Annotated in this window: 25 protein-coding genes; 20 read left to right on the forward strand and 5 right to left on the reverse strand. The window is 29.8% G+C overall.

Translation table 11 applies throughout. From position 1 onward, the window contains the following. Positions 1-34: 34 nt before the first annotated feature. The 4 genes from RBU61_RS00685 to RBU61_RS00700 all read right to left on the reverse strand — a co-directional run bounded on the left by RBU61_RS00685 (position 35) and on the right by RBU61_RS00700 (position 3,808). Positions 35-622, reverse strand: a complete 588-nt coding sequence (locus RBU61_RS00685; protein WP_308877478.1) for a TetR/AcrR family transcriptional regulator — start codon at positions 620-622, stop codon at positions 35-37. A 144-nt stretch (positions 623-766) separates the two neighbouring features. Then, entirely contained in the window at positions 767-1,954 is a 1,188-nt protein-coding gene (locus RBU61_RS00690) for a betaine/proline/choline family ABC transporter ATP-binding protein (protein WP_308877479.1), read from the reverse strand. Further along, complete coding sequence (locus tag RBU61_RS00695) at positions 1,932-2,801, reverse strand: ABC transporter permease subunit (protein ID WP_308877480.1); 870 nt, start codon at positions 2,799-2,801, stop codon at positions 1,932-1,934. Before RBU61_RS00695 ends, RBU61_RS00690 begins: the two co-directional genes overlap by 23 nt. Positions 2,802-2,812: 11 nt before the next feature. Next, positions 2,813-3,808 carry an ABC transporter substrate-binding protein gene (locus RBU61_RS00700; RefSeq protein WP_308877482.1) on the reverse strand — a complete coding sequence of 332 codons (996 nt, stop codon included), beginning with the start codon at positions 3,806-3,808 and terminating at the stop codon, positions 2,813-2,815. A gap of 317 nt (positions 3,809-4,125) precedes the next feature. Between RBU61_RS00700 and RBU61_RS00705 the strand changes: the two genes are divergently transcribed. From RBU61_RS00705 to RBU61_RS00790, 19 genes are all read left to right on the forward strand, one after another. Beyond that, complete coding sequence (locus RBU61_RS00705) at positions 4,126-4,353, forward strand: hypothetical protein (protein ID WP_308877484.1); 228 nt, start codon at positions 4,126-4,128, stop codon at positions 4,351-4,353. Between the two features lie 112 nt (positions 4,354-4,465). Then, a complete protein-coding gene (locus tag RBU61_RS00710) occupies positions 4,466-4,828 on the forward strand; it encodes a DUF4234 domain-containing protein (protein WP_308877485.1) in 363 nt (120 codons plus the stop codon). Next, entirely contained in the window at positions 4,818-5,198 is a 381-nt protein-coding gene (locus RBU61_RS00715) for a DUF2752 domain-containing protein (protein ID WP_308877486.1), read from the forward strand. Before RBU61_RS00710 ends, RBU61_RS00715 begins: the two co-directional genes overlap by 11 nt. A gap of 85 nt (positions 5,199-5,283) precedes the next feature. Next, on the forward strand, positions 5,284-7,761 hold the full coding sequence (locus RBU61_RS00720; protein WP_308877488.1) for an ABC transporter substrate-binding protein: 2,478 nt from the start codon (positions 5,284-5,286) through the stop codon (positions 7,759-7,761). 77 nt (positions 7,762-7,838) lie between these two features. Further along, positions 7,839-10,166 carry an ATP-dependent DNA helicase gene (locus tag RBU61_RS00725; RefSeq protein WP_308877490.1) on the forward strand — a complete coding sequence of 776 codons (2,328 nt, stop codon included), beginning with the start codon at positions 7,839-7,841 and terminating at the stop codon, positions 10,164-10,166. Between the two features lie 102 nt (positions 10,167-10,268). Continuing rightward, positions 10,269-11,024: a peroxide stress protein YaaA gene (yaaA, locus tag RBU61_RS00730; protein WP_308877492.1), complete on the forward strand. Its 756-nt coding sequence runs from the start codon at positions 10,269-10,271 to the stop codon at positions 11,022-11,024. Between the two features lie 153 nt (positions 11,025-11,177). Beyond that, positions 11,178-12,947, forward strand: a complete 1,770-nt coding sequence (locus RBU61_RS00735; RefSeq protein WP_308877493.1) for a WG repeat-containing protein — start codon at positions 11,178-11,180, stop codon at positions 12,945-12,947. A gap of 43 nt (positions 12,948-12,990) precedes the next feature. After that, positions 12,991-14,361, forward strand: a complete 1,371-nt coding sequence (rlmD, locus tag RBU61_RS00740) for a 23S rRNA (uracil(1939)-C(5))-methyltransferase RlmD (RefSeq protein ID WP_308877494.1) — start codon at positions 12,991-12,993, stop codon at positions 14,359-14,361. Between the two features lie 597 nt (positions 14,362-14,958). Continuing rightward, positions 14,959-16,371 carry a cysteine--tRNA ligase gene (cysS, locus tag RBU61_RS00745; protein ID WP_308877495.1) on the forward strand — a complete coding sequence of 471 codons (1,413 nt, stop codon included), beginning with the start codon at positions 14,959-14,961 and terminating at the stop codon, positions 16,369-16,371. Between the two features lie 918 nt (positions 16,372-17,289). Then, a complete protein-coding gene (locus RBU61_RS00750) occupies positions 17,290-17,508 on the forward strand; it encodes a hypothetical protein (RefSeq protein WP_308877496.1) in 219 nt (72 codons plus the stop codon). Between the two features lie 286 nt (positions 17,509-17,794). Next, a complete protein-coding gene (locus tag RBU61_RS19450; RefSeq protein ID WP_374212471.1) occupies positions 17,795-17,986 on the forward strand; it encodes a pyridoxamine 5'-phosphate oxidase family protein in 192 nt (63 codons plus the stop codon). A 134-nt stretch (positions 17,987-18,120) separates the two neighbouring features. Then, complete coding sequence (locus tag RBU61_RS00755) at positions 18,121-18,942, forward strand: pyridoxamine kinase (RefSeq protein WP_256311354.1); 822 nt, start codon at positions 18,121-18,123, stop codon at positions 18,940-18,942. Positions 18,943-18,989: 47 nt separating this feature from the next. Continuing rightward, entirely contained in the window at positions 18,990-19,550 is a 561-nt protein-coding gene (locus RBU61_RS00760) for a pyridoxamine 5'-phosphate oxidase family protein (RefSeq protein ID WP_308877497.1), read from the forward strand. 690 nt (positions 19,551-20,240) lie between these two features. Next, positions 20,241-20,420: a hypothetical protein gene (locus RBU61_RS00765; protein ID WP_308877498.1), complete on the forward strand. Its 180-nt coding sequence runs from the start codon at positions 20,241-20,243 to the stop codon at positions 20,418-20,420. 290 nt (positions 20,421-20,710) lie between these two features. Beyond that, positions 20,711-21,211 (forward strand): GNAT family N-acetyltransferase, encoded by a 501-nt coding sequence (locus tag RBU61_RS00770; protein WP_308877499.1) that lies wholly within the window; start codon positions 20,711-20,713, stop codon positions 21,209-21,211. A gap of 176 nt (positions 21,212-21,387) precedes the next feature. Beyond that, positions 21,388-21,522, forward strand: a complete 135-nt coding sequence (locus RBU61_RS00775; protein WP_374212502.1) for a transposase — start codon at positions 21,388-21,390, stop codon at positions 21,520-21,522. A gap of 335 nt (positions 21,523-21,857) precedes the next feature. Next, entirely contained in the window at positions 21,858-22,052 is a 195-nt protein-coding gene (locus RBU61_RS00780; protein WP_308877500.1) for a hypothetical protein, read from the forward strand. Positions 22,053-22,437: 385 nt separating this feature from the next. Continuing rightward, a complete protein-coding gene (locus tag RBU61_RS00785) occupies positions 22,438-23,646 on the forward strand; it encodes a radical SAM protein (protein WP_308877501.1) in 1,209 nt (402 codons plus the stop codon). A gap of 216 nt (positions 23,647-23,862) precedes the next feature. Then, positions 23,863-24,966: a radical SAM/SPASM domain-containing protein gene (locus tag RBU61_RS00790; RefSeq protein WP_308877502.1), complete on the forward strand. Its 1,104-nt coding sequence runs from the start codon at positions 23,863-23,865 to the stop codon at positions 24,964-24,966. Between the two features lie 62 nt (positions 24,967-25,028). Here the strand turns inward: RBU61_RS00790 and RBU61_RS19455 are convergent, their stop codons facing one another. Beyond that, on the reverse strand, positions 25,029-25,178 hold the full coding sequence (locus tag RBU61_RS19455; RefSeq protein WP_374212503.1) for a hypothetical protein: 150 nt from the start codon (positions 25,176-25,178) through the stop codon (positions 25,029-25,031). Between the two features lie 337 nt (positions 25,179-25,515). Here RBU61_RS19455 and RBU61_RS00795 point away from each other — a divergent pair, with 337 nt between their 5' ends. Next, positions 25,516-26,724 (forward strand): radical SAM protein, encoded by a 1,209-nt coding sequence (locus tag RBU61_RS00795; RefSeq protein ID WP_308877503.1) that lies wholly within the window; start codon positions 25,516-25,518, stop codon positions 26,722-26,724. Positions 26,725-26,912 lie beyond the last annotated feature (188 nt).

A 26,912-nucleotide genomic window follows, 5' to 3' on the forward strand; every position in this document is an offset into this window, starting at 1 on the left:
ACAAACTAAATCAATATGTTTCAAACAAAATGTTTTAATTGTCTTTATTTAACATATCTACTATATAAGTAATATACTTTAATCTTTCATCCTTGCTATGTATAATCCCTTCATCAAAGTTTTGTATGTCAAAGTGAAGCGTTGGATAGAGTAGGGAGGATAGAAAAATCATTTTCTTATATTGAAAATCAATTTGATTTTCAGTGAAAAAACTTGATAATATCTTATCCAATTTTGCATTCATAGTATCGGTTACTTCAATTATTTTAGCATCTATATCACTAGAATCTTTTTTATCTTTAGCTTCTTTTAAAATCACAAGAACTCCTGGATATTGCAATGTGTATTCCATTATTTCATTTGCACAAAGAATAATCTTCTCCTTATCATCATATTGATTATTATCCAATATGGAATAGGCAGAGATTGTATTATCTATATAAAAATCTTTTACTAGGCGTAGCATTTCATCTTTAGTACGAAAATAATAGTTTATGGCACTTACGTTTACATCTGCTTCCTTGGCTATGGTTCTTATGGGAACATTGAAGGTACCAGTTTTTCCAATAAGGTACAGGGTTTTATCTAAAATTTTTTCTTCAGTACTTGTTAAATCTCTCATTTTGTCCTCCTATTATATAAGTCCTAATTTTTATTTTAACATAAGGGTTATTGCTATTATATCAAAAAACAAAAATAGTAAATATATAGGATCTAATAATCCACCTAAGAATTCTTAGGTGGATTATTGGATGTAGTTATAAAATTATATCATAGAAGATAAAACATGAACCTTTGATACGATTCCTTTAAGACTGCCATCATTGACAACTGCTATGGGAAATCTAGTTTCTACTGCCATTTCCATTATATCGGTTAATAATACATCTGGAGATGTAGTTTGTATATCCTTTATTAATACATTGGATATACTTAAATTTTCTCTATTGGCTCTAATGGCATCATCAATAGTAATTATACCTTCTAACTTCATTTTCTCTGCCACTACATAGGCACTAGATACTCCATTTTTCCTCATAGTATTTATGGCATAATTAGGAGTATCCTTTAGCCTAACTATACTATTTGGTGTAATCATTACATTTTTAACACTTATAACTTGAGTCTTATCTGCACTATCAATAAATTGCCTTACATAATCATCTTTAGGATTTTCACTCATATTCTCTGGAGTGTCAACCTGAACCACTTCTCCATCTCGCATTATGGCTACTTTATCTCCTAATTTAAAAGCTTCATCTATATCATGGGTAATAAATACTACAGTTTTTTCCAGCTTTCTCTGAATAGTTAATAATTCAAATTGCATATCTTTTCTAACTAAAGGGTCCAGAGCTGAAAATGGTTCATCCATCAAAAGAATTTCAGGATCGTTGGCAAGAGCCCTGGCTATTCCAACCCTTTGTTTCATTCCACCTGAAAGGCTAGATATAGGTTCGTTTTCTAATCCTTCAAGCCCTACCATATTTATCATTTCCCTAGCTTTTTTCTGTCGGGCTTCTTTAGTGATACCCTTTACTTCAAGGCCGTATTCCACATTACCTATTATATCTCTATGAGACATTAGCCCAAAGTTCTGAAAAACCATAGAAATTTTATTTCTTCTATAGTCAGCCAATGACTTTTTATCTAATTTATTTATATCCTTACCTTCATATAGAATAGTACCAGATGTTGGCTTATTTAATCTATTGAAACATCTAACTAAAGTAGATTTACCAGAACCAGATAATCCTATGATTACAAATATTTCTCCCCTTTTTATATCCATTGATACGTTCCAAAGGGCTGTAGTCACTTTAGTTTTTTCATATACAGTATCTTTATCTAATCCAGATTTTTTTAGTTTGATTGCAGTGTTCCTATCTGAACCATATAATTTAGAAACATTTCTTACACTTAAAATATTATTAATGAGAATCCACCTCCCCATTTTTGACTAATCCTTGAGTTATTCTATCTAAAAGTACAGCTATGATTACAACTGCCGTTCCAGATATTAACCCCCTACCGATTTCTACACGGTTAACACTTATGAGGACTTCCATACCGAGCCCGGTGGCACCAATCATAGATGTAGTAACTACCATTGCCATGGCCATCATTAAAGTCTGATTTACGCCAGTCATTATAGTAGGCATGGCTTGAGGTATTTGTACTTTGATTAAAGATTGTAATCTAGTTGAGCCAAAGGAAATAGATGCTTCAACTATTTCTTGATCAATTTGTCTTATACCATGGTTAGTAAGACGAATAACTGGAACAATGGCATAAATAGTAGTAGCTATTACAGCTGGTGGTTTACCTAATCCAAAGAATAATAAGGCTGGAATAAGATAAACGAACACAGGCATAGTTTGCATAGTATCTAAAATGGGTCTAATTATTTTGTCTGCTCTATCACTGGTAGATATTAAAATTCCCAAAGGAAATCCCAATACTAATGACATGATAACTGAGGCAATGACTATTGCCAATGTTTCATTCATAAGATTCCATAATCCTAAGGAACCTACTAAAAATAATAGAGAACCATATAAAATTCCTTTACTTAATTTTTTACTTATTCTCCAGATAACGAAGAATACAAGTAAGATTGAAACAATCCATGGAATAGAATTTAATATAGATTGTATAAAATTTACGAAATAGATTAAAAAAGACCTAATACCTCCGAAAAAACTATCATATCTAACACTAAAGTCTCTTACATATTTATCAATAGTACTAGTATTAACTGGGATTTGGAAGGGGAAATTAAATAACCAATCAAAATTCATATAATCTCCTCCTAGTTTAAATAATTTCTCATAATCTGAGCATTTTCACTATCTAACCATTCATCTAACAAATAATCATTTTCCTTTAAGAACCATTCTGCTGTTTTTTCATAATCAGCATTTGTATCCTGCATATAAGCCAAGGCTTCAGAAGTCAATTTAGAAGATGTTTTGTAATTACTTAAAAAGTCAGCAATCTCTTTATTAGATTCATGGAATTTATTACTCATTCCTATGGTCACTGTTACTGATGGTAATTCAGTTTTGCCTTCTTTATAAGTTGATTCATCATAGGGTTTATCTTCCAATAAAACAAAATCATATTTTCCCATTAACCAAGTTGGTTCCCAATAATATGCAACTATAGGTTCTCCTTTGTCATATGCAGAAGTAAGGGCAGCTGCTAAGGCAGCATCTGAGCCTGGTCTAAAGTATATAAAGTTTTCATCTAAACCATAATTAAGATACTTATTATGGACTATTTCATCTACTTCCCATCCAGGGATAGCACCATAAATTCTTCCCATTTCCTTATTTTCATCATCAGAAAATATATTAGAATAATCTTTTAGTTCCCATACATATTTTAAATCAGGGGCTAAGGCTTCTATTCCTCTATCACTATCTCCTTCGATTACATATTTTGGAACATATAATCCCTGATAATTATCATCAAAGTTTACACCTAATTCTTTTATTCTGCCTTCTTCTAAGTCCTGATCATAAGTTGCCAAGTTATCTGTCCAAATTTCCATATGCACATCAATTTCTCCTTTTAGAAGACCTTCATGTAATACTGTTGTAGAACCAGGTACCTCCCTCCAGGTATAACCATAAACTTTCTCCGCAATTAATCCAGCAACTGCATTATGAAACTTATTACTATCCCATCCTGCATCTGCAAATGCGATTTCCTTATCTGTACTCATAGCTGTGTCAGGACCACAACCAGTAGTAACGCTGATTATTAACACAATGAGTATTAATAATCTCATAAACCTTTTCATTTTTACACACTCCTTTTTTAATTCGTGTTTATTTTATGGTAACATCATTCCTATAAACCTGTCAAATTACACATTCCTAAAAAGGGGGTCAGGAAATTGGTCTAAGGTATAGTATATCAATGTCTAGAAAGATTCTAAAAAAAAATTATTTTTGTTGTATATTTTGTGCAAATCTGATATAATGTTTAGCCATTATAATAAAATGAAATAAGAAGTCTTTAAGTTTAATTAGATTAAATATAACTTGTAAATCATTTTTATATATAGTACAATTGTGAACATAGGTTCTTAGATTAAATTATATAGTTGGTGATAAAATGAGTGAACAAAAAGATATGTTTAGTATTATAAATATAAATAATAAAAATCCAGATATAGATATTCCAAAGGGAGTAAAATTAAAACCTAAGGAATTATGGTGTCCGTATTGCTCTAAGCCAGTAATATTCATAAGAGATAAGGAAATGGGTGTAAGAAAGTGTCCTTATTGTAAGGTGAGTGATAGAGACTACAGTGTAAAAAAGATAAATAAGAAATGGCTATAAAACCCTTCATCTAGTAGAGATGAGGGGTTTTTTTGAGAAAATTGTTGTTTTAAGAAGGAGTTTTGATAAATATGTAGAATATACTATATATATGACAATATATAATGAAGGGGTGAGGATTATTCAAAAAAGAAACATTGGATTAGCAATTATATTTACAATTCTTACTTGTGGGTTGTATGGAATTTATTGGTTTATAAGTATTACAGATGAAGCTAGCAATTTAAGCGGAGATAACTCCATGTCTGGCGGTATGGCTTTTTTACTTACAGTAGTCACTTGTGGAATTTATTTCTTTTTTTGGAGTTATAAAATAGGAAAGATCATGTGTCAAGCCCAAGACCGTGCAGGTATGATGCCTAATGATAACTCGATTTTATATTTAATATTGGCTTTTTTACAATTAAGTATAGTTTCGTGTTGCATAATTCAGTCAGATATTAATAACATAATCGACAGAAATTATGGTTTCTAAAAAAGAATTAAAGATAATTTCTTTGGCAGGTCTAATACTGGCGATATATGTTTATTTTTCTGATTATACAAATGGACCGATATTACCTTGTATTTTTAATAAAATTACAAAGCTATATTGTCCTGGTTGTGGAATGACAAGAGCAATTAATTCTATTTTAAGATTAAGATTTTATCAAGCATTGAGATTTAACAGCCTAATATTTATAATTCCACCGTTGATGGTATTGTATTTTTTAACTTATAAAAAATATAAAAATTTTGGAAAAATACTGATTGTATTGATGATAATAATATCTTTAGGATATGGTATATTGAGAAATATACCTAGTTTTGGTTTTTTAGCTCCAACTATAGTATGGAAGCTCTAGAACCGCTCAGAAACTAATTGGGACAAGTAGAATAATTTGGTATATAATGGTTATTAACTTAAGTTTTTCCACAGGAGGTATAAAGATGTTAAAGTTTATTAAGAGAAATAACAAGCAAGAGAAGCTTCAACCTGTCGAAAAAGAAAATCAGGGGAATATAGTGGAGTTTTCTAAAGATACAATGATCTTAAAAAAAAATCAGCAGAATATAGTTGAAAGATTGGCAATGAAAATAGATGAGACAGCTTTTGCTACAGACAACTTAATTAAGATTACATATGATTTAGCAGATCATGTTGAAGTTCAGATGGATTCTATAAGCAATGTTGTGAATGAAATGGGAACTTATTCTGCATTGGCAGAGGAAGTCTTTGCTAATACAGAAAACTCAAGGCAAATTGCTGCAACTACACTAGAGATTGCCCATTCTGGAAATGCAGCAGTGACTAATTCCATCAATGCGATGAATGAAATTCAGCAATCGGTCATCTATGCTAAAGAAGTAGTGAATAGTTTAAATAGGAAGTCAGAGCATATAGATGAAATGTTAAAGGTAATAAACAATATCTCATATAATACTAATCTATTGGCACTTAATGCAAGTATAGAAGCTGCTCGAGCAGGAGATGCTGGGCGTGGCTTCGCTGTTGTAGCAAACGAAGTAAAAAAGCTTGCAGATAACAGTGCTGATTCTGCTAGTCAGATAGCCAAAACAATACAAGAAATAAATGAAGAAATTAAAAATACCATAAAGGCAATGGACGATAGTATGTTGAAGATACAAGAAGGGACAGAAATTGCCAACAATACAATGGTGGTTTTCAATGAGATAATAGATAGTGTAAATGTTACATCAAAGGTAACAGAAGAAATTAACGAGGCAATAGCTAAACAAACTGCCAGTTTAGAAAGTGTGATAAATTCTACTGTGGATATGACTGATACTTCAAACAAGGTTACATCTTTAGTAGATATTGCATCTTTAAATACTCAATATACTAAAACTTCTTTAAATATATTGGGAGAAGTATCTAAGGATTTATGCAGTATATCTAATAAATTACTAGAAGAGATAGAGACAGTTGATTTCACTGAAAATGCTTTAAATATTAGTATCAATTCTAAGCCCATAGAATTCGATCCTCAGTTAGCACACGATCAGGAGAGTGCTCAAGTTTTAGTCAATATCTATGGTTCACTTCTATATATAGGATCAACAGGGGAAATTTCTCCTGGAGTGGCTAAGGGTTGGTATGTTGAAGACGATGGCGTTACATGGGTATTTAGCCTGAGAAAAGGAGCAAAGTTTCATAATGGAAGGGAAATCGTAGCGGATGATGTGAAATATTCTTATGAAAGGATGTTAAGTCCAAAACTTAAATCTCCTAATACTTGGTTCCTAGAACATATAGAAGGAGCAAGTGAATATATAAATGGTAGAGCAAGTGAAGTAACTGGTATTAAAGTAATAGATAGATACAGATTATCAATTAAGCTAATCAATCCATATAGTGGCTTTTTATTAAACTTAGGTCAATTTAGTACTTGTATATTGGCCAAAGAAGATGTGGAAAAAGGTAAATTAACAGGTTGTGGACCATATACTTTTAGAGAAATAACAGATGAATATTGTACTCTTGTTGCCTTTGAAGATTACTACGGAGGAATACCTTATCAGGAAAAAATAATAGTAAATTATAGAAACGATAATATTGTTGAAGAATTCATAGAAGGAAAATATGATTTGATTGCAGCCAATAGTAAGGAAGAATTCAATAAGGTAAAAAACACGGACAATATAAATATCTACTTATCAGATGTTTTAGGAACCTATTATTTAGGATTTAATATGGAAAGCAACTCAATATTTGCAAAGAGTAAAGAGGCTAGGCAAGCATTGGGCATGGGCATAAATAAAAAGCAAATAATAGATGATATACTGGGAGAATTGGGAGAAGAAGCAAAGAGTGTAATTCCAGCAAGAATAGTTGATAATAGTTATCTACCGAAGGTATCTTACAATCCTTCTAAGGCAAGGGATATATTGAAAAAAGAAGGGGAATATGGTTCTGGAAAAACTATAAAAATAATAATAAGAGATGAGCCAGAAGATACTGTATTTTATAGAATGAGTCAATATATTTTAAAAGATTTAGATGAATTGGGAATTAAATACGAGGTAAAAAAGGCAGAGGTGAAAGATTACTATACATCATCAATCCTTTCAAACTGTGATATATTAGTTGGTAGATGGATTGCAGATACAGGAGATCCAGATAATTACTTACAGCCTTCTTTTAATTATAATAATCCAACCAACTTTACAAGATATAATAATCTTCAAGTTATGGAATTAATGGATAAGGCAAAGCAAATAATAAATCCTAATAAGAAAATAGAGGTATATAAAGAGATACAAAATATTATTATGGAAGATTCACCATGGATACCTATTTTTCATCCAAAGATAGCATTAGTTTCAAGAAAAAATATAGCTGGAGCTAGGATGAGTCCCCTAGGTATAACAAACTATGAAGATATTTTAATGGAATCAAATAATTAAGATAAAGGCACCCTATTAAGGGTGTCTTTTGGTATAATAAATATTATATGATTTTAAAAAGATAAGAGGAAAATAATATGAGTAATTTAATTAAGGTATCTGTTAGAAATTTAGTAGAATTTGTTCTTAGAACAGGAGATATAGACAATAGTTTTATGTCTATGTCTAGAGCAGTAGAAGGAACTAAAGCTCATCAAAAGGTACAGAACTCCTATGGTAGTGAATATAAAAAGGAAGTCACATTAAAACATAGTGTGTATTATGATGATTTTACTATTCAACTAGAAGGTAGAGCTGATGGTATTTTAACTTTAGAAGATGAAATAATAATAGATGAGATAAAGAGTACAACTAAGGATTTAGAAGATATTAAAGAAGATTATAATGAACTTCACTGGGCTCAGGCAAAGTGTTATGGTTATATATATTGTTTACAAAATGAATTAGATATTATCCATATTCAACTTACATATTTTCATATAGAATCAGAAGAAAAGAAAATATTTAAAAGAAAATTTACTAAAGAAGATCTAGAAAGTTTTTTTCTATACCTAACAGACAAATATATAGAATGGGCTAGCATTACATTTTATTGGGGAGGGATTAGAGATAATTCCATAAAGAAGTTATCATTTCCCTTCGAAAGCTATAGAAAAGGTCAAAGAGAATTAGCAGTGGCCACATACAAAACCATAGAAGAAGGAAGAAAGTTATTTGCCCAAGCACCTACAGGCATAGGAAAAACCATGTCAACATTATTTCCCTCTATTAAAGCCATTGGAGAAGGAATTGGGACTAAGATTTTTTATCTTACGGCCAAGACCATAACTCGAGAAGTACCAATTGCTTCTACAGAAATCATTATAAAAAAAGGTCTTAGGGCTAAGGTAATTGTAATAACAGCTAAGGAAAAAATTTGTACAAATAAAGAGGTAAAATGTAATCCTAGGGATTGTAGCTTTGCAAAGGGTCACTATGATAGGGTAAATGAGGCTATAATGGATATATTTGAAAATGAGGATTTAATTACTAGGGATACTATAGTGTCTTATGGACTAAAGCATAAAGTCTGTCCCTTTGAATTTTCCTTAGATATTAGTCTTTGGGCAGATATAATTATATGTGATTATAATTATGTTTTTGATCCTCAGGTATATCTAAAAAGATTCTTTGAAAATCCCAATGAGGATTATATATTTCTAATAGATGAGGCTCATAACCTAGTGGATAGGTCAAGGGAAATGTTTTCTACTGAAATAAATAAATCTAGTATCCTTGAGATAAGAGATATTTTTAAGGAAGATTATCCGCCTATATATAAGGCTTTAGGTAAAATAAATAGTATATTGAATAAAGTAAAAAAAGATTTAGATATAGGATTTGAATACTATCAGAGGGAAGAAATCTCTGATCTATACTATCCTATAAAAAGGGTAATAACAGTTCTTGAACCTTGGCTTATGGAAGAGAAAAAACATACCGAATATGAAAAGGTACTAGAACTTTATTTTAACTTAACTACTTTTATAAAGATTAGTGAATTATATGATGATCATTATGTAACATATATAAAAGAAGATACTAGAGATATGATATTTAAATTATATTGTGTTGATTCTTCCTATTTACTGAGTGAAGCCTTAGAGAGGGGAAGAAGCAGTATATTTTTTTCAGCTACTTTAACTCCCCTAGACTATCATATGGATTTATTAGGAGGAAAAAAGGATGATTATCATATAAAGCTTAGTTCACCATTTCCAAGGGAAAATCTATGTCTAACCATTGGAAATAATATATCTACGAAATATAAGGATAGGGAGAGAACCTATATAGATATAGTAAGATATATAGAAACCTTTATATCTTGTAAGACGGGGAATTATTTTGTGTTTTTTCCATCTTATATATATATGAATAATGTTTATGAAATTTTAATGGAAAGAAATGAAGATATAAATATAATTATTCAGAATAATAATATGGCTGAAATAGAAAAAGAAGAATTTCTCTTGAAATTTGAGGAAGAAAATAATCTTGTGGCCTTTGCAGTAATGGGTGGAATATTTTCTGAAGGAATTGATCTAACAGGAGAGAAACTAATAGGAGCCGTAGTAGTAGGAGTTGGTTTGCCTCAAATCTCCTTTGAAAACAATATTATAAAAGATTATTTTGATAGTAATTTAGGTGAAGGATTTGAATATGCCTATGTATATCCTGGTATGAATAAAGTGCTGCAATCGGCAGGAAGGGTAATCAGATCTCCAGAGGACAGAGGAGCTATTTTACTCATAGATGATAGATATAGAACAAGTAGATATAAATCCCTATTTCCCAACGAATGGATGGGATTTAAAAATATAAGAAATGATAGGGAGATGAAAAAGATTCTAGAGGAATTTTGGTGATTATTGAATTCCCAAAACATAGGATTAATCGTTTAAATTAAAACATTTTAATTGTTGGCCAATCCAATGGAAAAGTAAAAATAACATGGAGAAGAGGAAACTATGAGAATTATTATTTCACCTGCAAAAAAGATGAGAATAGATTCCGATGACTTAGGGCATCGTCATATTCCAGAATTTATAAAGGATGCAGAAATCCTGCTTACCTATTTACGAGGACTAAACTATGAAGAAGTGAAATCCATATGGAAATGTAGTGACAAGATTGCAGAGCTTAATTATAAGCGCATTAGAAACATGGATTTATACAAAAATCTCACACCTGCAATTCTATCATATGAAGGAATTCAATACCAGTATATGGCTCCTGGAGTATTTGAAGAAGAGGAACTAGAATATATTGATGAGCATTTACGAATTCTATCAGGGTTTTATGGGATATTGCGTCCATTTGATGGTGTTGTTCCATACAGACTGGAAATGCAAGCTAAGCCTATAGACTGGCACTTTAATTCACTATATCAATTTTGGAATTATAAGCTTGCTAAAAAACTTTTTTCAGAAAGTCAGTATATTGTAAATCTGGCATCAAAGGAGTACAGCAAATGTGTCTCCAATTACTTAGATGAAAATATAAAGTTTATTACCTGCGTATTTGGAGAATTAATTAATGGAAAGATAGTTGAAAAGGGAACCTTTGTAAAAATGGCAAGGGGAGAAATGGTACGGTTCGTGGCAGAAAAACGAATTAAGGATATAGAGGAGATAAAAGGATTTGATAGACTAGGCTATATTTTTAACCATGAGCTATCTAATGAGAATACATATGTTTTTATTAAAAATAACAACGAAAGATAAACCATAATAGATAGAATAAATGCACATTGAATTACAATTTGAATAGGGAGTTTTGACTTCACTAGATTTAGAAGCAGCAACATCAATTCATGGCTCTTGTAAATATTTCATGATTTCTGTATAATTGTTTTATTAACATAGGAGAGGTGTGTCATGAAAAGAGTAGGAATAATAGCTTTAAGTTTATTGATTTTATTTAATTTAGTTGGCTGTGTAAAAAAGGTAGATAATAAGGAAATAGTAAAGCTCTATCCTGCATTTAAAACAGAGAAAGATACTAAGGTTTGGGGATATATAAATAAATCCGGTAAATTTATTATAGAACCTAAATACCAGCGAGCACTAGATTTTTCTGAAAATGGAGTTGCAGAAGTTTATAGAAATGGCGGCGTAGGACTTATTAATTCCAAAGGTAAAGAAATAATATCACCTCAATATCAACAAATAATAGATTTAGATGAAGGCTATTTTCTAGGGTATGATGGAAAATTAGTTCATATTTTTGATTCCAAGGGTAAGGAATACTTTTCAGGAGAATATATTTATGTAGGTCGTTATAGTAATGAGTTATTTGGAGTAGGTAAAATCACAGATAGTGGCGAAGTATCGATGGGATATGTAAATAAATCTGGAATGGAAGTAATAGAGCCTAGTTATAGTAGAGTTTATGATTTCTATAATGGAAAAGCTTTAGTATTAGAAGGAAAAGATAAATATAAGATTATAGATAAAAAGGGAGATATAATCAAAGAATTAGAATATCCCTTAGTAGCTCCATCTATAGATGACAATATTTATCTTGTAAGAGACGAAAATGATTTATTTGGTTATATAGATGATGAAGGTAATATTTTAATAGAACCAAAGTTTAATAAAGGAAATATATTTGAAAATGGAAATGCAGTAGTAGGAGTAGGAGAAGAGGATAATTACTTATATGGATTAATAGATAGAGAAGGTAAATACTTACTAGAGTCTAAATATAAAAATATAATTAATCTTGGAAACGGATATTATGGCATTGAAAAGGAAATGGATAATGGAGAGTTTAAATATGCTATTGCAAACAATAAAGGTGAAATCCTTACAGGCTTCATATACTCTAATTTGAACAATAGTAATATAAGGAATAATTTTATCTCAGTATCTGATGGAAAAGAAACTTATATATTAAATCTAAATGGCGATAAAATGGAGTTACCTACACTAAAGGGAAAAGGAGAGCTAAGTTTTGATGGTAATGTTCTTAGAAAAGTATCTCTTAATAAATTAAGCTACTATAATTCAAAGGGAGAAATTATTTGGGAAGAAAATAGTGATTATTCCCTTAGTGAAAATGTAAATCTAAAAGAAAAGATATATGTAGAAGAAGGAATAAATATACGCTATCCATATATTGAAGGTATGAAAAATAAAGAAGTAGAAGAAAAAATAAACCAAGAACTATATAATAGGTTTATGGATAATGAAGGATATGAGTTTTATGAAACAACTTATGATGTAAAAAGAATAAATGATTTGTTGACTATCAGTAAGTATTATCAATTTTCTAATAATGGTGAAACTGAAGTTATAGGAAATGGAGAAGTATATAATATTAGTTTACAAAATGGAAAGTTCTTTAATCTAGGAGATTTATTTAAAGATGATTCAGATTATAAGAAGATTGTATCTGAAAATATAGCAGGTAAATTAGTAAATAGCATTATGGATGGAAGTACTATTTATGGTATTGAAAACTTTACTGGAGTAGATGAAGAACAAAGTTTTATCCCAACTATGGATCAATTGAATATTGTATTTAAATCTAATAACCCATTGGCTGATATTGAAACCATTAGTATACCTCAAAAAGATATAGAGGATATATTGGACATGGGTAAAGAGTTTTGGTGGGCTTTAATGGTAAGTAAAGGATTTTAGAAAACAGGGGATTTTCTCCTGTTTTATTTTTGGAGGTTGAAAAATGGTAAAGAAAAAAGATTTAATTGAATTTGAAATAAAAGAAGTAGGTTTTCCCAATAAGGGAAAGGGAGAATTTGAAGGTCATAATATTAAGTTTAAAGGTGGAATAGAAGGACAAAAAGTAGAGGCTAGGGTGAGTAGAAAGAGAAAAGGTTATATAGAGGCGAAAATAACTAATATAGTGGAAAAGTCCCCCATAGAAACAGAGGAAGGATGTCCTCACTTCGGGATTTGTGGCGGATGTACTTATCAGTCCTTATCATATGAGAATGAATTAAAATTAAAAGAAAAGCAGATAAAAGCATTATTTGAACAGGAAGAACTAGATATAAACTTTTTAGGCATAGAAAAAAGCCCAGTAGTTAATGGATATAGAAATAAAATGGAATATACCTTTGGAGACGAAGAAAAGGATGGACCGTTGGCATTAGGCCTTCATCGTAAAGGTAGATTTTATGAGGTAGTAAATGTTGAAAATTGCAATATAGTAGATAAAGATTTTACTAATATACTTACTACTGTTCTTAACTATTTTGGAGAATTAAATACAAGCTACTATAACAAAAGATCACATACAGGATTTTTGAGACATTTAGTAGTTAGAAAGGCTTTATCAACTGGTGAAATACTGATAAATTTAGTTACATCTAGCCAAGAAGAATTAGATAAGGAAGGATTTGTAGATAGATTAAAGAATCTTTCTACCATGGGGAAAATAACTGGAATAATTCATACTACAAATGATGGATTATCAGATGTAGTGAAGGCAGATAAAATGGAAATATTATATGGTAGAGATTATATTGTAGAAGAAATCTTGGGATTAAGATTCCAAATATCTCCATTCTCCTTCTTCCAGACCAATACATTTGGTGCTGAAAAATTATATTCCATGGCAAGGGAGTTTGCAGGAGATATAAATGACAAGGTAGTTTTTGATCTTTATTCAGGTACAGGGACTATTGCACAAATAATGGCACCTGTGGCTAAAAAGGTAATAGGTATTGAAATAGTAGAAGAAGCAGTGGAAAAAGCTCGTGAAAATGCTAAACTAAATAATTTAGATAATGTGGAGTTTATAGCTGGTGATGTACTTAAGGCCGTGGATGACTTAAATGAAAAGCCAGACTTAATAGTCATAGATCCACCAAGAGATGGAATCCATCCAAAAGCTATAAATAAAATAATAGACTTCAACCCAGATGTATTTGTATATGTAAGCTGTAATCCAGTTACTTTAGTAAGGGATTTAAAAGTATTTATTGAAAGAGGATATAAGATAGAGAAGGCAAAGTGTATGGACCAGTTTCCAAGGACTCCTCACGTTGAAGCAGTAATTCTGATGACGTATTGTGGCTTAGAGGACAAATAGAACCTATCAACCACAACATATAGTGGTTGAAGGACCAAAAAAGGGTGTTTGACAGATGACATTGGATAAATTGATGTTATCATAGATGCTAATAGGAAAAATAAAGTTTAAAATATGAGATTATTGGTTGATAGATTAGAATATGAATTATATGATATTATGTACATATGGATTGTACTGAGTAGCAAATCATAGGGGAGACAAGGTATAAATAAAGACTCTGTTTCACTCAATTTTTATGAAGAAATAGCTGAATATTATTTAAAACATATGTATATAAGGCTATTCAATTCCTACTATGAAAGACCTGCAACTGTATCATTGATACGAGAAGTTAGGGGGAAAAATTATTATATGCAGGTTGTGCGACGGGTGGTGTACTAAATTGCTATTAGAGAAGGATGCAAAGTTAATAGATGGAAGAATTCAAAATCGCACATCCTAATACATATGGTAGATTAACTAATAATTCTCAGTTTCTTATAAGAGTAAAGCAATATCGAATCAAGACATATTGATGCATAGTTTTATATTTTGTTTATCAATTATAAATAGTGTGATACAATTACTTCCAATACCTTATTAGGAGGAGAGGATATGAAGTTTTCGGTTTATAATACTTTAACAGGATTAAAGGAAGAAGTAATACCTGTAGAGGTAGGCAAGATAAGATTGTATACATGTGGACCAACAGTATACAATTATGCTCATATAGGCAATCTTAGAACCTATATCTTTGAAGATGTCCTTAAAAAATCAATGGAGTATTTGGGTTTAAAGGTCAAGCATGTTATGAACATAACAGACGTGGGACACTTAGAATCTGATTCAGATACAGGAGAAGATAAAATGGCTTTAGGAGCCATCAGAGAAAAGAAAACTGTATGGGAAATTGCAAAATTTTATGAAGATGCTTTTTTAAATGATTGTCAACTTCTTAATATAACAGTACCTACAATAATATGTAGAGCTACAGAGCATATTGAGGATATGATTAACTTTATTAAAGTACTGGAAGATAAAGGCTTTACTTATATAGCTAATGGTAATGTATATTTTTCAATAGAAAGATACCCGCACTATGCTAGGCTTGCTAATCTAAGTTTAGAGGAGCTTGAGGCAGGAAGTAGGGTTGATGTAGATCCATTCAAGAAAAATCCTCTAGATTTTGTATTATGGTTTACCAACTCAAAGTTCTCCAATCAAATAATGCAATGGAAATCACCTTGGGGAACAGGTTTTCCGGGCTGGCACATTGAATGTTCTGCCATGTCAATGAAATATTTAGGGGATAGAATAGATATACACTGTGGGGGAGTAGATCATATTCATGTGCATCATACGAATGAGATTGCTCAATCAGAAAGTGCTATAGGGCATAAATGGGTTAACTATTGGATGCATGGAGAGTTTCTAGTACTTGATAATGGAAAAATGTCCAAATCAAGTGGGGATTTTTTGACTCTTTCAAGGCTTATTGAAGAAGGATACAGTCCCTTAGATTATAGACACTTTTGTCTGCAGTCAAGGTATAGGAAACAACTTAAATTTAGCTTTGAAAGTTTGACAGAGTCCCAGAAAGCTTTTAAGAAGCTAAAAAGTAGAATTAAAAATATAGTTGAAGGTAAAACAAATAATGAAGTAGTGGATAAGAGTAAAATAAAAGAATATCAAGATAAATTTGCAACCCAAATAGGTAATGATTTGAACATAGCAAATGCTTTTACAGTGTTAACTGAAGTTATAAAGGATAACATATTAAATAACTCTGAGAAGATTTACTTGATAGAGGATTTCGATAAAGTATTTTCACTAAATCTCACTATAGATGAAGAGATAATTAATAGTGACAATGTTGATGAAGAATATATTCAGATGCTTATTTTGGAGAGAAATAAGGCAAGAAATGAAAAAAACTGGGTTAGGGCAGATGAAATAAGAAATATTCTTTTAGATAGTAGTATAGAATTAGTAGACTCAATGGATGGAACTATATGGAAAATTATATAAAACTGGTTTACCTTTAGTGAATATAGAGGAGATACGATTAAAGTCTTCTCTATTTTCTTATTATGAAAATTAAGGCTTAAATATCAAGATTAATAATTTTCATAGATGTTTGAAATACATCTTTAGTGCTAATTTTAGTGAAAACCGCTAGTTCGATGATAAGGTGTAACTGGTACCATAAGTAACAGCGGTTTTGATGTGAAACCATTTATTATTGATATAGAAATACAGTAGAAGCTACGTAGTATAATAAAGAGAGGAAGTAATTGAATTAGAATTATAGACATTATTATAATGATTCGAGATGGAAAATTTGAAGATTTGAAGCGTAAAGAGGCAAAAGAATTATGTAGATCAGCTATTTTATATTTTTAAAATACATATTAAAGTCTCTTTTCAGAAATATACCTTGCTGTGCCACCAAGGGGGTAATATCATGATGCGACATCATTAATATCCTCTCAAGGCACGTTGAAGTCGTAACACTGATTGTGAAGGAGTGAAACGACGGAAGAAGCAGATGTACGTCTCATGTCAGGAATGTCCAAGAAGACGAGCAGAGCGAAGTGTGATTGGGAACATTCTACGACGGAGAGTATAATTCTGATGACGTATTGTGGTTCTAGGGAGGAATAATAGACTTCTACCACAACATATAGTGGTTTTGGAACGAGAATTGGGTCAAAAATCGGCTTAAAAACACCGATTTTTGACCCTTTTAAATAGGGCATTTGACAGATGACATTGGATAATTGGAGATATTTTAAGAATAAATGGTTAAATTTGGTTGATATAATGGTAGGTGAATTATATACTATAAATGAACATAAGTAGAATTATGTGACACATGAATTGTTTATAGACAATCAGATAAGTCCGAATTTGATGACTAGTCAATAGAAAGGAGAGAAAGAAACCATGAAGATTAACAAAGGAGCAAAGGTTGGAATTATGATTGAGATTATCGTACTTGTCATAATGATTTTTCTTGCACTGTTTAATAAGACTATCCCATCTGTACTAAGTTGGATTTTCGTCGTGGGCTTAGTGATTGCATTGTCTGGAACATTAGTCACCTTATCAAAAAGGAATGATAAAGATGAAAGTGCTATATATTCCTATTTTAGAGGTGAGTAAATGAGCATAATTTAAATTTTAATTATGTCGTATAATTTATACTTGGTGTCACAGTGCTAGAATATAATCAGAGACATAAAAAATAAATAATCTGGATAGGTTACACTGCCACAATAAAAGACTGTATATCGCTAAGGTAAGTCTTTGCATTTACATCTTCTTTATGTTTATGAAGTAGAACTGTGTCCTAAAAAAAAGTTAATAACCGTCCCTTGATACAGGAACAATTTTAAAATATACTTATAAGTAAAAGAAAGTATATGGAGGGAATTTGATGTAATATAGAATGAAAACACACCAATTAACAGATGAAAAAATTAAGAACTTGTTACTTAGGGTACAAACAGGAAGTTTTTCCACTATTAATACAGACGGTACCCCTTATACTACCCCAGTTCATTTTGTCTATATGGATAACCAAATATACATTCAAGGGAAAAAGCATACAAATGAGCATGATATATATTTCAAGATGTAAATGTATTATTCAATATAAAGAAATCAGCAAGTTGGTAAGGATCTATGTCAAGGATAGCTTGATGCTGAGATAGCGGGGTTCTGAATTAGTATTTAATTAGCTAACTTTTATACCAGTATGAAAAGAGGGATAATTTGAGTGACAAGATATTATTGATAAATGATTTGCCAGGTTATGGGAAGGTGGCACTAGCTGCGATGATTCCCGTACTATCCCATATGGGTTTTGATCTATATAATCTACCCACAGCATTGATTTCAAACACATTTGATTATGGAAAATTTGAAGTATTGGAAACAACTGAATATATGAAAAACACAATATCTGTATGGAAAGAGCTAGGATTTAACTTTGATGGGATTTCAACAGGCTTTATTATGTCTGAGGAACAGGTAAGACTTGTAGCAGATTATTGTCAAGAACAATCCCAGAAGGGCACCATAGTATTTGTAGACCCTATTATGGGGGATGACGGGAAGTTATATAATGGAGTAACTAATCAAACTATAGAATACATGAGACAACTCTGTTCAGTTGCAGATTATATCGTTCCTAATTATACAGAAGCAGCATTTTTAGCAGGTGTAGATATTAAAAATGAAGGAATATCATTGGAAGAAGGATATGAATTAATAGATAGATTAAGAGAATTAGGTTCTAAATCTATTGTAATTACAAGTGTAAATCTTAAGGATAATACTGCTGTATTGGGCTACGATTCCAAAGAAGATACATATTTCAGCCTGTCATTTGAGTATGTGGCAGTCAGATTTCCAGGAACGGGAGATGTATTTTCATCAGTAATGATGGGAAAAGTGCTTTTGGGAGCACCTTTACAGGACTCTGCACAAAAAGCTATGGATTACGTAAAGGATATTATAATACTGAGTAAGGATAATGTAGATAAATTCAAAGGGATACCAATAGAAGCTTGGCTTGATAAAATGGATATATAAATAATCTGATTCTTTGAAGAATGAATAGTAAAAAGGAGTTCATAAACATGAGAAGAAAAGATAGAGAAATGGGTAGGGACTTTGGGTACTATGTAATAGATAAGGCTAGATACGGAATACTCTCAATGATAGATGGTGATGAACCATATGGGATACCTCTGTCCATAATAAGACATGAAGAAAATCTTTACTTCCATTCAGCTAAGGATGGAAGAAAGGTATGTACATTGACAAATAATCCGAGTGTCAGTGTAGCATTTGTAGGGGAGATAAGAATTCCAGATAACTTTACTGAAGAGGAATTAAAAGAAATAGCATCTGATGAATCTAAAGCTATATTATTGATTAGCAGTGTATTTACTACTGAATATGAATCAGCAGTAATAAAAGGCAAAGTCGAAATAGTTGAAGATGAGGAAGAAAGAATCAAAGCCATGAGGCTTATATGTGAAAAATATATCCCGACAAAGATGAAGTATTTTGATATGGCAATTAAGGCTGGATTAAAAAGAACGAATATATATAGAATCCGCATGGAAGAAATAAAATCTAAAAGAAAGAGATATGATAAACAAGGCAAAGAGATGAAATATGGGAGAATGAAATAAAATTTGGATTTCTATGATGAAGTGACTTTGGAAAAGTGCATAGATAATTAATATTAGAAAGAATAAAAACTTAGAAAAGAAGAGTGAGCTTAGGAATACTTATGCAGAGAGCTAAAGTTGGTGAGATTGAGCAAGGGATAGCAAGCCGAACATGGTCTTAAAGTTGGGAGATCGAATCTATCGTAGATATCCACGTAGATGCACGTTATAGTCATAAAATGTTTATGGATTATTTCCAGCATACTTGATGAGGTACATACCGTAAGGTCTATATAAAATTGGAGTGGTAACATGAAGCTTCCGTCCCTTTGCATTTTGCAAAGAGATAGGAGCTTTTTTAAATTTACAAAATAAAATATAAAGAATAAGAGTATGATAAAATGAACGAAAGGAAATTATGTTTTAAAAACATACACTTCCACCAAGGAATCACTGGGTCCTTACGACATCTTTATTGACCTCTCAAGGCACGTAGAGACAGTAGTGTTGATGGAGAAGGAATAGGATAAAATAGCAAAAGAACTAGAAGAATAGAGAGTCTCAAGCTGGAATGGAAAACCTAAATGGTATGAAAGTGGCATTAGAAAAATGTTATAGAATGAAAAATACAAAGGAGATATCCTTCTTTAAAAGACCTATACTGTTGATTTTCTGACTAAAGAGAGAGCGATAAATAACGGAGAAATTCCAATGTATTATGTAAAGAAAAGTCATCCAGTAATTATTGATAAAAAAATTATATATAATGAACATCATCATCTAGATATGCTAAACCAAACATTTAAAAAGCATGAAGATATTGAGGATTATACAAAAAAATATTTAGAAGAATTGAAAAAAATTAATGAACAACTATCAAAATTTATGTAATAACTTAAGGGCGTTAAAATTAAATCAAAGATGAGTAATGTCTAAAATTGTCTAAATTCAATGGGTGCAAAGATTATCAGGGTGGGATATAATAATTATGCTGATTTATTGAAAATAATAACACGTTATTTTTAACTTCATATGAATAATGTAAAGACAACGAGTTAATATAAGGAAAAGAAAGTATTCGTAATAGTTAAACTATGTGTATCAGAGAATATTTATTAGCAAACGGATAAATTAGAATTTGATTACATTGATTGTTAAAAACTTATTAATCGAGGTGGAATATGTTAGAAACAGAAAGATTAGTTTTAAGAGATATAAGTAATGAAGATGCAGAGGACATTGTTCGCATCTGGAGTGACCCAAGAGTCAATAAGTATCTACAAGATCCTCTATATAGTAATGTTGAAGTTATTAAGGGGATGATTCCTGTCATCAATAGCAGTTTAAATTATGCGTTTGTAATTATTCAGAAAGACACTGAAACCATTATCGGAACGTGTGGGATTGGACCACAAGTAAGCTTGGAGGATGAATGGGAATTTGGATATTGTCTAGGGCCTGAAGCTTGGGGAAATGGTTACGCTACCGAAATACTTTGTGCTTTAATCCGATTAGCTCAGAAGAACGGCATTAAAGCCGTTGTTGGAGAAGTGGCAATAGACAATCTACAATCAGTAAAGGTCATGGAGAAGAACGGTTTACAGTTCTATAAAGACAGTGTTTTTACCAAGGCAGATGGCAGTGCAACATTCAAATCCAAGATATACAGGAGGATACTATAGATTGGGAAAATGACATAACTATAAAATTATTCAGTAATACAGGGGAATTATTATGATGGTTTTTGCTTATTTAAGTATTTTAGGCTATATTAAACCGATATTAGAATTAATGTAGTATTAATAAAATCCAGGATAGGGTGAGCACTGTAATATTTGAAAAGTCAGCAATATGGATTATGGTGTATATTGAAGATGGTAACTGTGACATATCCAATAACCTTGCAGAAAATAGTATAAGACCATTTACTGTAGGAAGAAAAAGACTGGTTATTTGCATGAAGTCCAAAAGGTGCAACAGCAAAAGCAAATGAATTAAATTCATATAAATATTTACAAATTCTTTTAACAGCTTTGACTAAAGAGTTCTTTCAAAAAAATGATAAACTAATAGACAATTTACTTCTTTGGAGTTCAAATATTAAAGAAGCATGCAAAATCAAATAATCATGATAACTTAGGCAGCCAAAAATGGCTACCATTGTTGTATATACTAGTTAGTCTAAATCTAATTATCTAGAAGAGAGAATGTAAAGAGATGTAAAATATATTCTAAATGAATGTATTGGATTTGCAAGTAATCATAGTAGATACTACAAAATATCAGCTATTGATAAATATTCAAGAAAGAGATATTTAGAATTAGTTAATGAACTTAGGATTTAAAGTTGAATTAGTTCAAACAGACAATGAATTATTCTACAATATAAGACAATTTAGCAGTTATAAAAAAAAATTCTTTATAGGATATAGTGAAAGATATAAAAATATAGCAAGAGAAATTCTTAGTTTACAGAAACCAAATGCAATAGCTAAGGAATATTACTCTGAAAATGCTATTTAAGATGATATTACTAATAATTTTTTAAATCCACAGCATTATTTAGACAAAGTTTTTCAGGCTTCGTGTCACATATGTTTGAATTATCTAGAATTGTCGAAAAATTGTGAAAAAGACTTATTGATAACACTACACATAAATGATATAGTTATGATCAATAAGTTAGAGAATTCTAATTATTGATATTAGCCAAATATTAAATTAACTAGTTGTGATAGCTGAAATTTATAAATATAAAACTTTAGAATTTATGTTGAGCTATTACCTTAAAGGTAGACAGGCTTATATATTAATATAAGATAAGCATAAGATGAAATATAATAATAAATGCATACTATAAAGAATTGAACGCTATTAATTTAATAAAATATTTAAGAGGTGAAAACTAATGTCCAAGTTAAAAGAATCGGTTTATAATTACCATTTTAGAGTAAGTGATAGAAACTTTATATTTAATTGTAAAGAAAATGGTTTAATAGAAATAGATAATCCTAATTTAATAGATACACCTGAATACTTTGATGAGTTAATTAAGCAAGGATATTTAATAGATAATGAATCTGATGAATTTACAGAATTAATGAAAGAAGTTGACTACAAAGTGAAAAATGATTTTTTTACTTTGGATATAACATTGTCATTAACTGAAAAATGTAATTTTAATTGTATTTATTGCTATCAAACTCGTAATCCAAATGAAATGACCATTAATGATGCAAATAAATTACTAGATCAAGTTCAAATATTACTTACAACGAAAAAATACAAGGAATTAAAGATAACATATTTTGGTGGAGAACCGTTAATGAACTATGAGATTTTATTGTATTTAGATGATAAATTCAAAATGATGTGTGATAATCTTAATATATTATATCTACCTTATATAGTAACAAATGGATATATGTTAGATAATCCCAACATTATAGATATTAAGTTTGAAGCAATTCAAATTACAATTGAAGGTATGAAAGAGACTCATAATCATTTAAGAAAATCTAACTTTAATAGTTTTGATAAGATAATATTAAATTTAGATAATATAATAGATAAGATTGAATCTAGAATTATTTTTAGGATTAACTTATGTAAAGAAAATTCTTTAGAGGCTAAAGATTTAATCAAATATTTAGCTAAAAGGTATTTTAAATATTTGGATCGTATATCTTTTGCGTTTGCACAAATGGAAAAGCATTCTTCAGAAGCAGAATTTCAAATGCTTAGTTATAAAGAGTATTCTGAGGTTTATTTAGAATGCTATAGGACACTTAAACTCTTACATAAAGATATATCTGTTCCGAATAGATTGTCTAATCCATGTTCTTTTAGAACGGGAAATTCATATTACCTATCTCCTAAAAACAGGCTTTTATCATGTATTGAAGATGATAATGAAGTTGAATATGAGTTTACTGTAGATAATGTTCTTTATGAAAGAGAACAATTTCCATATATTGATGAATGCAGTACATGTAAGGTTTTTCCATTATGTATGGGAGGTTGTCAAGCTAAAAGACAAAAGGGGATATCTGGATGTATACCAGAGAAAATCATATTGGATGATTTATTAAAGCTTGTTATTGAAGAGCAATTTTAGCTAATTTAGCTTAAATAATATATTAAAAAGGAGGAGTTTAAATGAAAGTTTTAGTAGAAAGCAAGAAAAACCTAAAGAGTAATTTTAATACACAATCTTGTGGTTCTGGCATCGTAATATGCTAGCTAGTTACTTAATATATAAATCCTCTTAATTAAGAGGATTTATATATTAAGTCAAAAAAATATGAAGAGATTATTAATTGGAGGAAAAAATATGCATTTTAAATTTAGAGGACAAAGATCATATTTAGATTTAGAAAATAATATTGTGAGAATTCAAGATACAAATTATCCTATTAAATTAGAAGTTAAACCCATATTAAAAAAGTTGTATGTTAAATTTAATTCGAATTGTAATATTAATTGTATTTATTGCTATCAAAATAGCAATCTTAGACATCAACCAATAAATAACTTAAGTGAGTATTACAATTTTTTAAATAGAATAATAACCCATTTTGATGAAATATATCTTTTTGGAGGAGAACCATTAATAGAAGACAATATTAGTAATGTATTAAAATTTTTAGATTTAATATATCCAAAGTCAGTTAATATCTTCACTAACGGATATCATACAGATAGAATAAAAGACATTGTTTTAAATAATGCACAGTTAAAAAATATGACTATTACAATAGATGGAACTGAGGAGTTTCATACTAAAAGACGAGTTACTAATGAATATACATATAGTCATTTGCTTAATACAATTAAAATATATAAGTTAGCTAATAAAAATGTATCAATACAAATTAACATAGATAAAAATAATAATGGAGATTTAAAGAATACTTTAGAATATTTTGATACTGAGTTTTCAAATATAGGTAAGATTAATATTATATTAAATAGAGTTTTACATACAGAATATTCGTATTCTCAACTAGAATTTATGGAATATATCAAATGCTTAGGTAATTTGAATAAATATAAAAACTTACACATATCTATTAACTCTAATATGTTAAGAAAAATAATGGATATTCTAAGTGAGGAAGGAATATCTTATAATAGATGCGAGGTTGGAGATACATGGGTGTTGGATTTTAACACTAGTAGAATCTATACTTGTCCTGAAGATGAAAAATTGGTTATAGGAGAGTTTAATTATACAGATTCTTTTATGGATATAAAAAAAACAGAAGCTATAAAAGACTATAACAATAAAAATAATGAAAAATGCAATAATTGTCAATATAAATATATATGCTCTAGAGGATGCTTTATAGCAGATGATTTATACATACATGATTGCCAAGAAAACACTCTAAATGAATTGAAGGCTACCCTAGATATGTTAGATTATATTATTTGACGAATAAGATGTAAATATAAGAATGTTCAAAAAGTGGAATATAAGTATATACAAAAAGTGACCTAAGATACTTCGGAATCCTTCATAGAATTATTATCTAGGTACTGAATTTTGGATTGAATACTATAGGATGGATTTTTGATATATATAATATGGCTATGATAAAGAATGCTATCTAATATGACATTAGCACTTGTAAGGGAAGCAAATATATCTGGCCACTTTGAAAAAAATAGAGTTAGTAGTAATTATTGTACAATGCTTCTCATATCTTTTAGCTATTATTTTAGCTATTAATTGAAAGAAGAGATTAGATGCATCTATATCAACCATCTGATTATTGATATTAGCCAAATATTAAATTAACTAGTTGTGATAGCTGAAATTTATAAATATAAAATTTTAGAAGTTATGTTGGGCTATTACCTTAAAGGTAGACAGGCTTATATATTAATATAAGATAAGCATAAGATGAAATATAATAATAAATGCATACTATAAAGAATTGAACGCTATTAATTTAATAAAATATTTAAGAGGTGAAAACTAATGTCCAAGTTAAAAGAATCGGTTTATAATTACCATTTTAGAGTAAGTGATAGAAACTTTATATTTAATTGTAAAGAAAATGGTTTAATAGAAATAGATAATCCTAATTTAATAGATACACCTGAATACTTTGATGAGTTAATTAAGCAAGGATATTTAATAGATAATGAATCTGATGAATTTACAGAATTAATGAAAGAAGTTGACTACAAAGTGAAAAATGATTTTTTTACTTTGGATATAACATTGTCATTAACTGAAAAATGTAATTTTAATTGTATTTATTGCTATCAAACTCGTAATCCAAATGAAATGACCATTAATGATGCAAATAAATTACTAGATCAAGTTCAAATATTACTTACAACGAAAAAATACAAGGAATTAAAGATAACATATTTTGGTGGAGAACCGTTAATGAACTATGAGATTTTATTGTATTTAGATGATAAATTCAAAATGATGTGTGATAATCTTAATATATTATATCTACCTTATATAGTAACAAATGGATATATGTTAGATAATCCCAACATTATAGATATTAAGTTTGAAGCAATTCAAATTACAATTGAAGGTATGAAAGAGACTCATAATCATTTAAGAAAATCTAACTTTAATAGTTTTGATAAGATAATATTAAATTTAGATAATATAATAGATAAGATTGAATCTAGAATTATTTTTAGGATTAACTTATGTAAAGAAAATTCTTTAGAGGCTAAAGATTTAATCAAATATTTAGCTAAAAGGTATTTTAAATATTTGGATCGTATATCTTTTGCGTTTGCACAAATGGAAAAGCATTCTTCAGAAGCAGAATTTCAAATGCTTAGTTATAAAGAGTATTCTGAGGTTTATTTAGAATGCTATAGGACACTTAAACTCTTACATAAAGATATATCTGTTCCGAATAGATTGTCTAATCCATGTTCTTTTAGAACGGGAAATTCATATTACCTATCTCCTAAAAACAGGCTTTTATCATGTATTGAAGATGATAATGAAGTTGAATATGAGTTTACTGTAGATAATGTTCTTTATGAAAGAGAACAATTTCCATATATTGATGAATGCAGTACATGTAAGGTTTTTCCATTATGTATGGGAGGTTGTCAAGCTAAAAGACAAAAGGGGATATCTGGATGTATACCAGAGAAAATCATATTGGATGATTTATTAAAGCTTATTATTGAAGAGCAATTTTAGCTAATTTAGCTTAAATAATATATTAAAAAGGAGGAGTTTAAATGAAAATTTTGGTAGAAAGCAAGAAAAACCTAAAGAGTAATTTTAACACAGCGTCTTGTGGTATGGGCGTAATGCCAATATGCTAATTATTAAAAAACAAGTTGGTTTAATTGAATGACGAGCTGACCCTAAATTCCAAAAAGGAT

The sequence above is a fragment of the Tissierella sp. MB52-C2 genome (genome assembly GCF_030931715.1).
Taxonomy (GTDB): domain Bacteria; phylum Bacillota; class Clostridia; order Tissierellales; family Tissierellaceae; genus Tissierella.

Excerpts from the sequence above, each read along its gene's own strand:
- RBU61_RS00685 (WP_308877478.1), bottom strand. The coding sequence starts at position 622 with ATGAGAGATTTAACAAGTACTGAAGAAAAAATTTTAGATAAAACCCTG.
- RBU61_RS00690 (WP_308877479.1), bottom strand. The coding sequence starts at position 1,954 with ATGGGGAGGTGGATTCTCATTAATAATATTTTAAGTGTAAGAAATGTT.
- RBU61_RS00695 (WP_308877480.1), bottom strand. The coding sequence starts at position 2,801 with ATGAATTTTGATTGGTTATTTAATTTCCCCTTCCAAATCCCAGTTAAT.
- RBU61_RS00700 (WP_308877482.1), bottom strand. The coding sequence starts at position 3,808 with ATGAAAAGGTTTATGAGATTATTAATACTCATTGTGTTAATAATCAGC.
- RBU61_RS00705 (WP_308877484.1), top strand. The coding sequence starts at position 4,126 with ATGAGTGAACAAAAAGATATGTTTAGTATTATAAATATAAATAATAAA.
- RBU61_RS00715 (WP_308877486.1), top strand. The coding sequence starts at position 4,818 with ATGGTTTCTAAAAAAGAATTAAAGATAATTTCTTTGGCAGGTCTAATA.
- RBU61_RS00720 (WP_308877488.1), top strand. The coding sequence starts at position 5,284 with ATGTTAAAGTTTATTAAGAGAAATAACAAGCAAGAGAAGCTTCAACCT.
- RBU61_RS00725 (WP_308877490.1), top strand. The coding sequence starts at position 7,839 with ATGAGTAATTTAATTAAGGTATCTGTTAGAAATTTAGTAGAATTTGTT.
- yaaA (WP_308877492.1), top strand. The coding sequence starts at position 10,269 with ATGAGAATTATTATTTCACCTGCAAAAAAGATGAGAATAGATTCCGAT.
- RBU61_RS00735 (WP_308877493.1), top strand. The coding sequence starts at position 11,178 with ATGAAAAGAGTAGGAATAATAGCTTTAAGTTTATTGATTTTATTTAAT.
- rlmD (WP_308877494.1), top strand. The coding sequence starts at position 12,991 with ATGGTAAAGAAAAAAGATTTAATTGAATTTGAAATAAAAGAAGTAGGT.
- cysS (WP_308877495.1), top strand. The coding sequence starts at position 14,959 with ATGAAGTTTTCGGTTTATAATACTTTAACAGGATTAAAGGAAGAAGTA.
- RBU61_RS00750 (WP_308877496.1), top strand. The coding sequence starts at position 17,290 with ATGAAGATTAACAAAGGAGCAAAGGTTGGAATTATGATTGAGATTATC.
- RBU61_RS19450 (WP_374212471.1), top strand. The coding sequence starts at position 17,795 with ATGAAAACACACCAATTAACAGATGAAAAAATTAAGAACTTGTTACTT.
- RBU61_RS00760 (WP_308877497.1), top strand. The coding sequence starts at position 18,990 with ATGAGAAGAAAAGATAGAGAAATGGGTAGGGACTTTGGGTACTATGTA.
- RBU61_RS00765 (WP_308877498.1), top strand. The coding sequence starts at position 20,241 with ATGTATTATGTAAAGAAAAGTCATCCAGTAATTATTGATAAAAAAATT.
- RBU61_RS00770 (WP_308877499.1), top strand. The coding sequence starts at position 20,711 with ATGTTAGAAACAGAAAGATTAGTTTTAAGAGATATAAGTAATGAAGAT.
- RBU61_RS00775 (WP_374212502.1), top strand. The coding sequence starts at position 21,388 with ATGGTGTATATTGAAGATGGTAACTGTGACATATCCAATAACCTTGCA.
- RBU61_RS00780 (WP_308877500.1), top strand. The coding sequence starts at position 21,858 with ATGAACTTAGGATTTAAAGTTGAATTAGTTCAAACAGACAATGAATTA.
- RBU61_RS00785 (WP_308877501.1), top strand. The coding sequence starts at position 22,438 with ATGTCCAAGTTAAAAGAATCGGTTTATAATTACCATTTTAGAGTAAGT.
- RBU61_RS00790 (WP_308877502.1), top strand. The coding sequence starts at position 23,863 with ATGCATTTTAAATTTAGAGGACAAAGATCATATTTAGATTTAGAAAAT.
- RBU61_RS00795 (WP_308877503.1), top strand. The coding sequence starts at position 25,516 with ATGTCCAAGTTAAAAGAATCGGTTTATAATTACCATTTTAGAGTAAGT.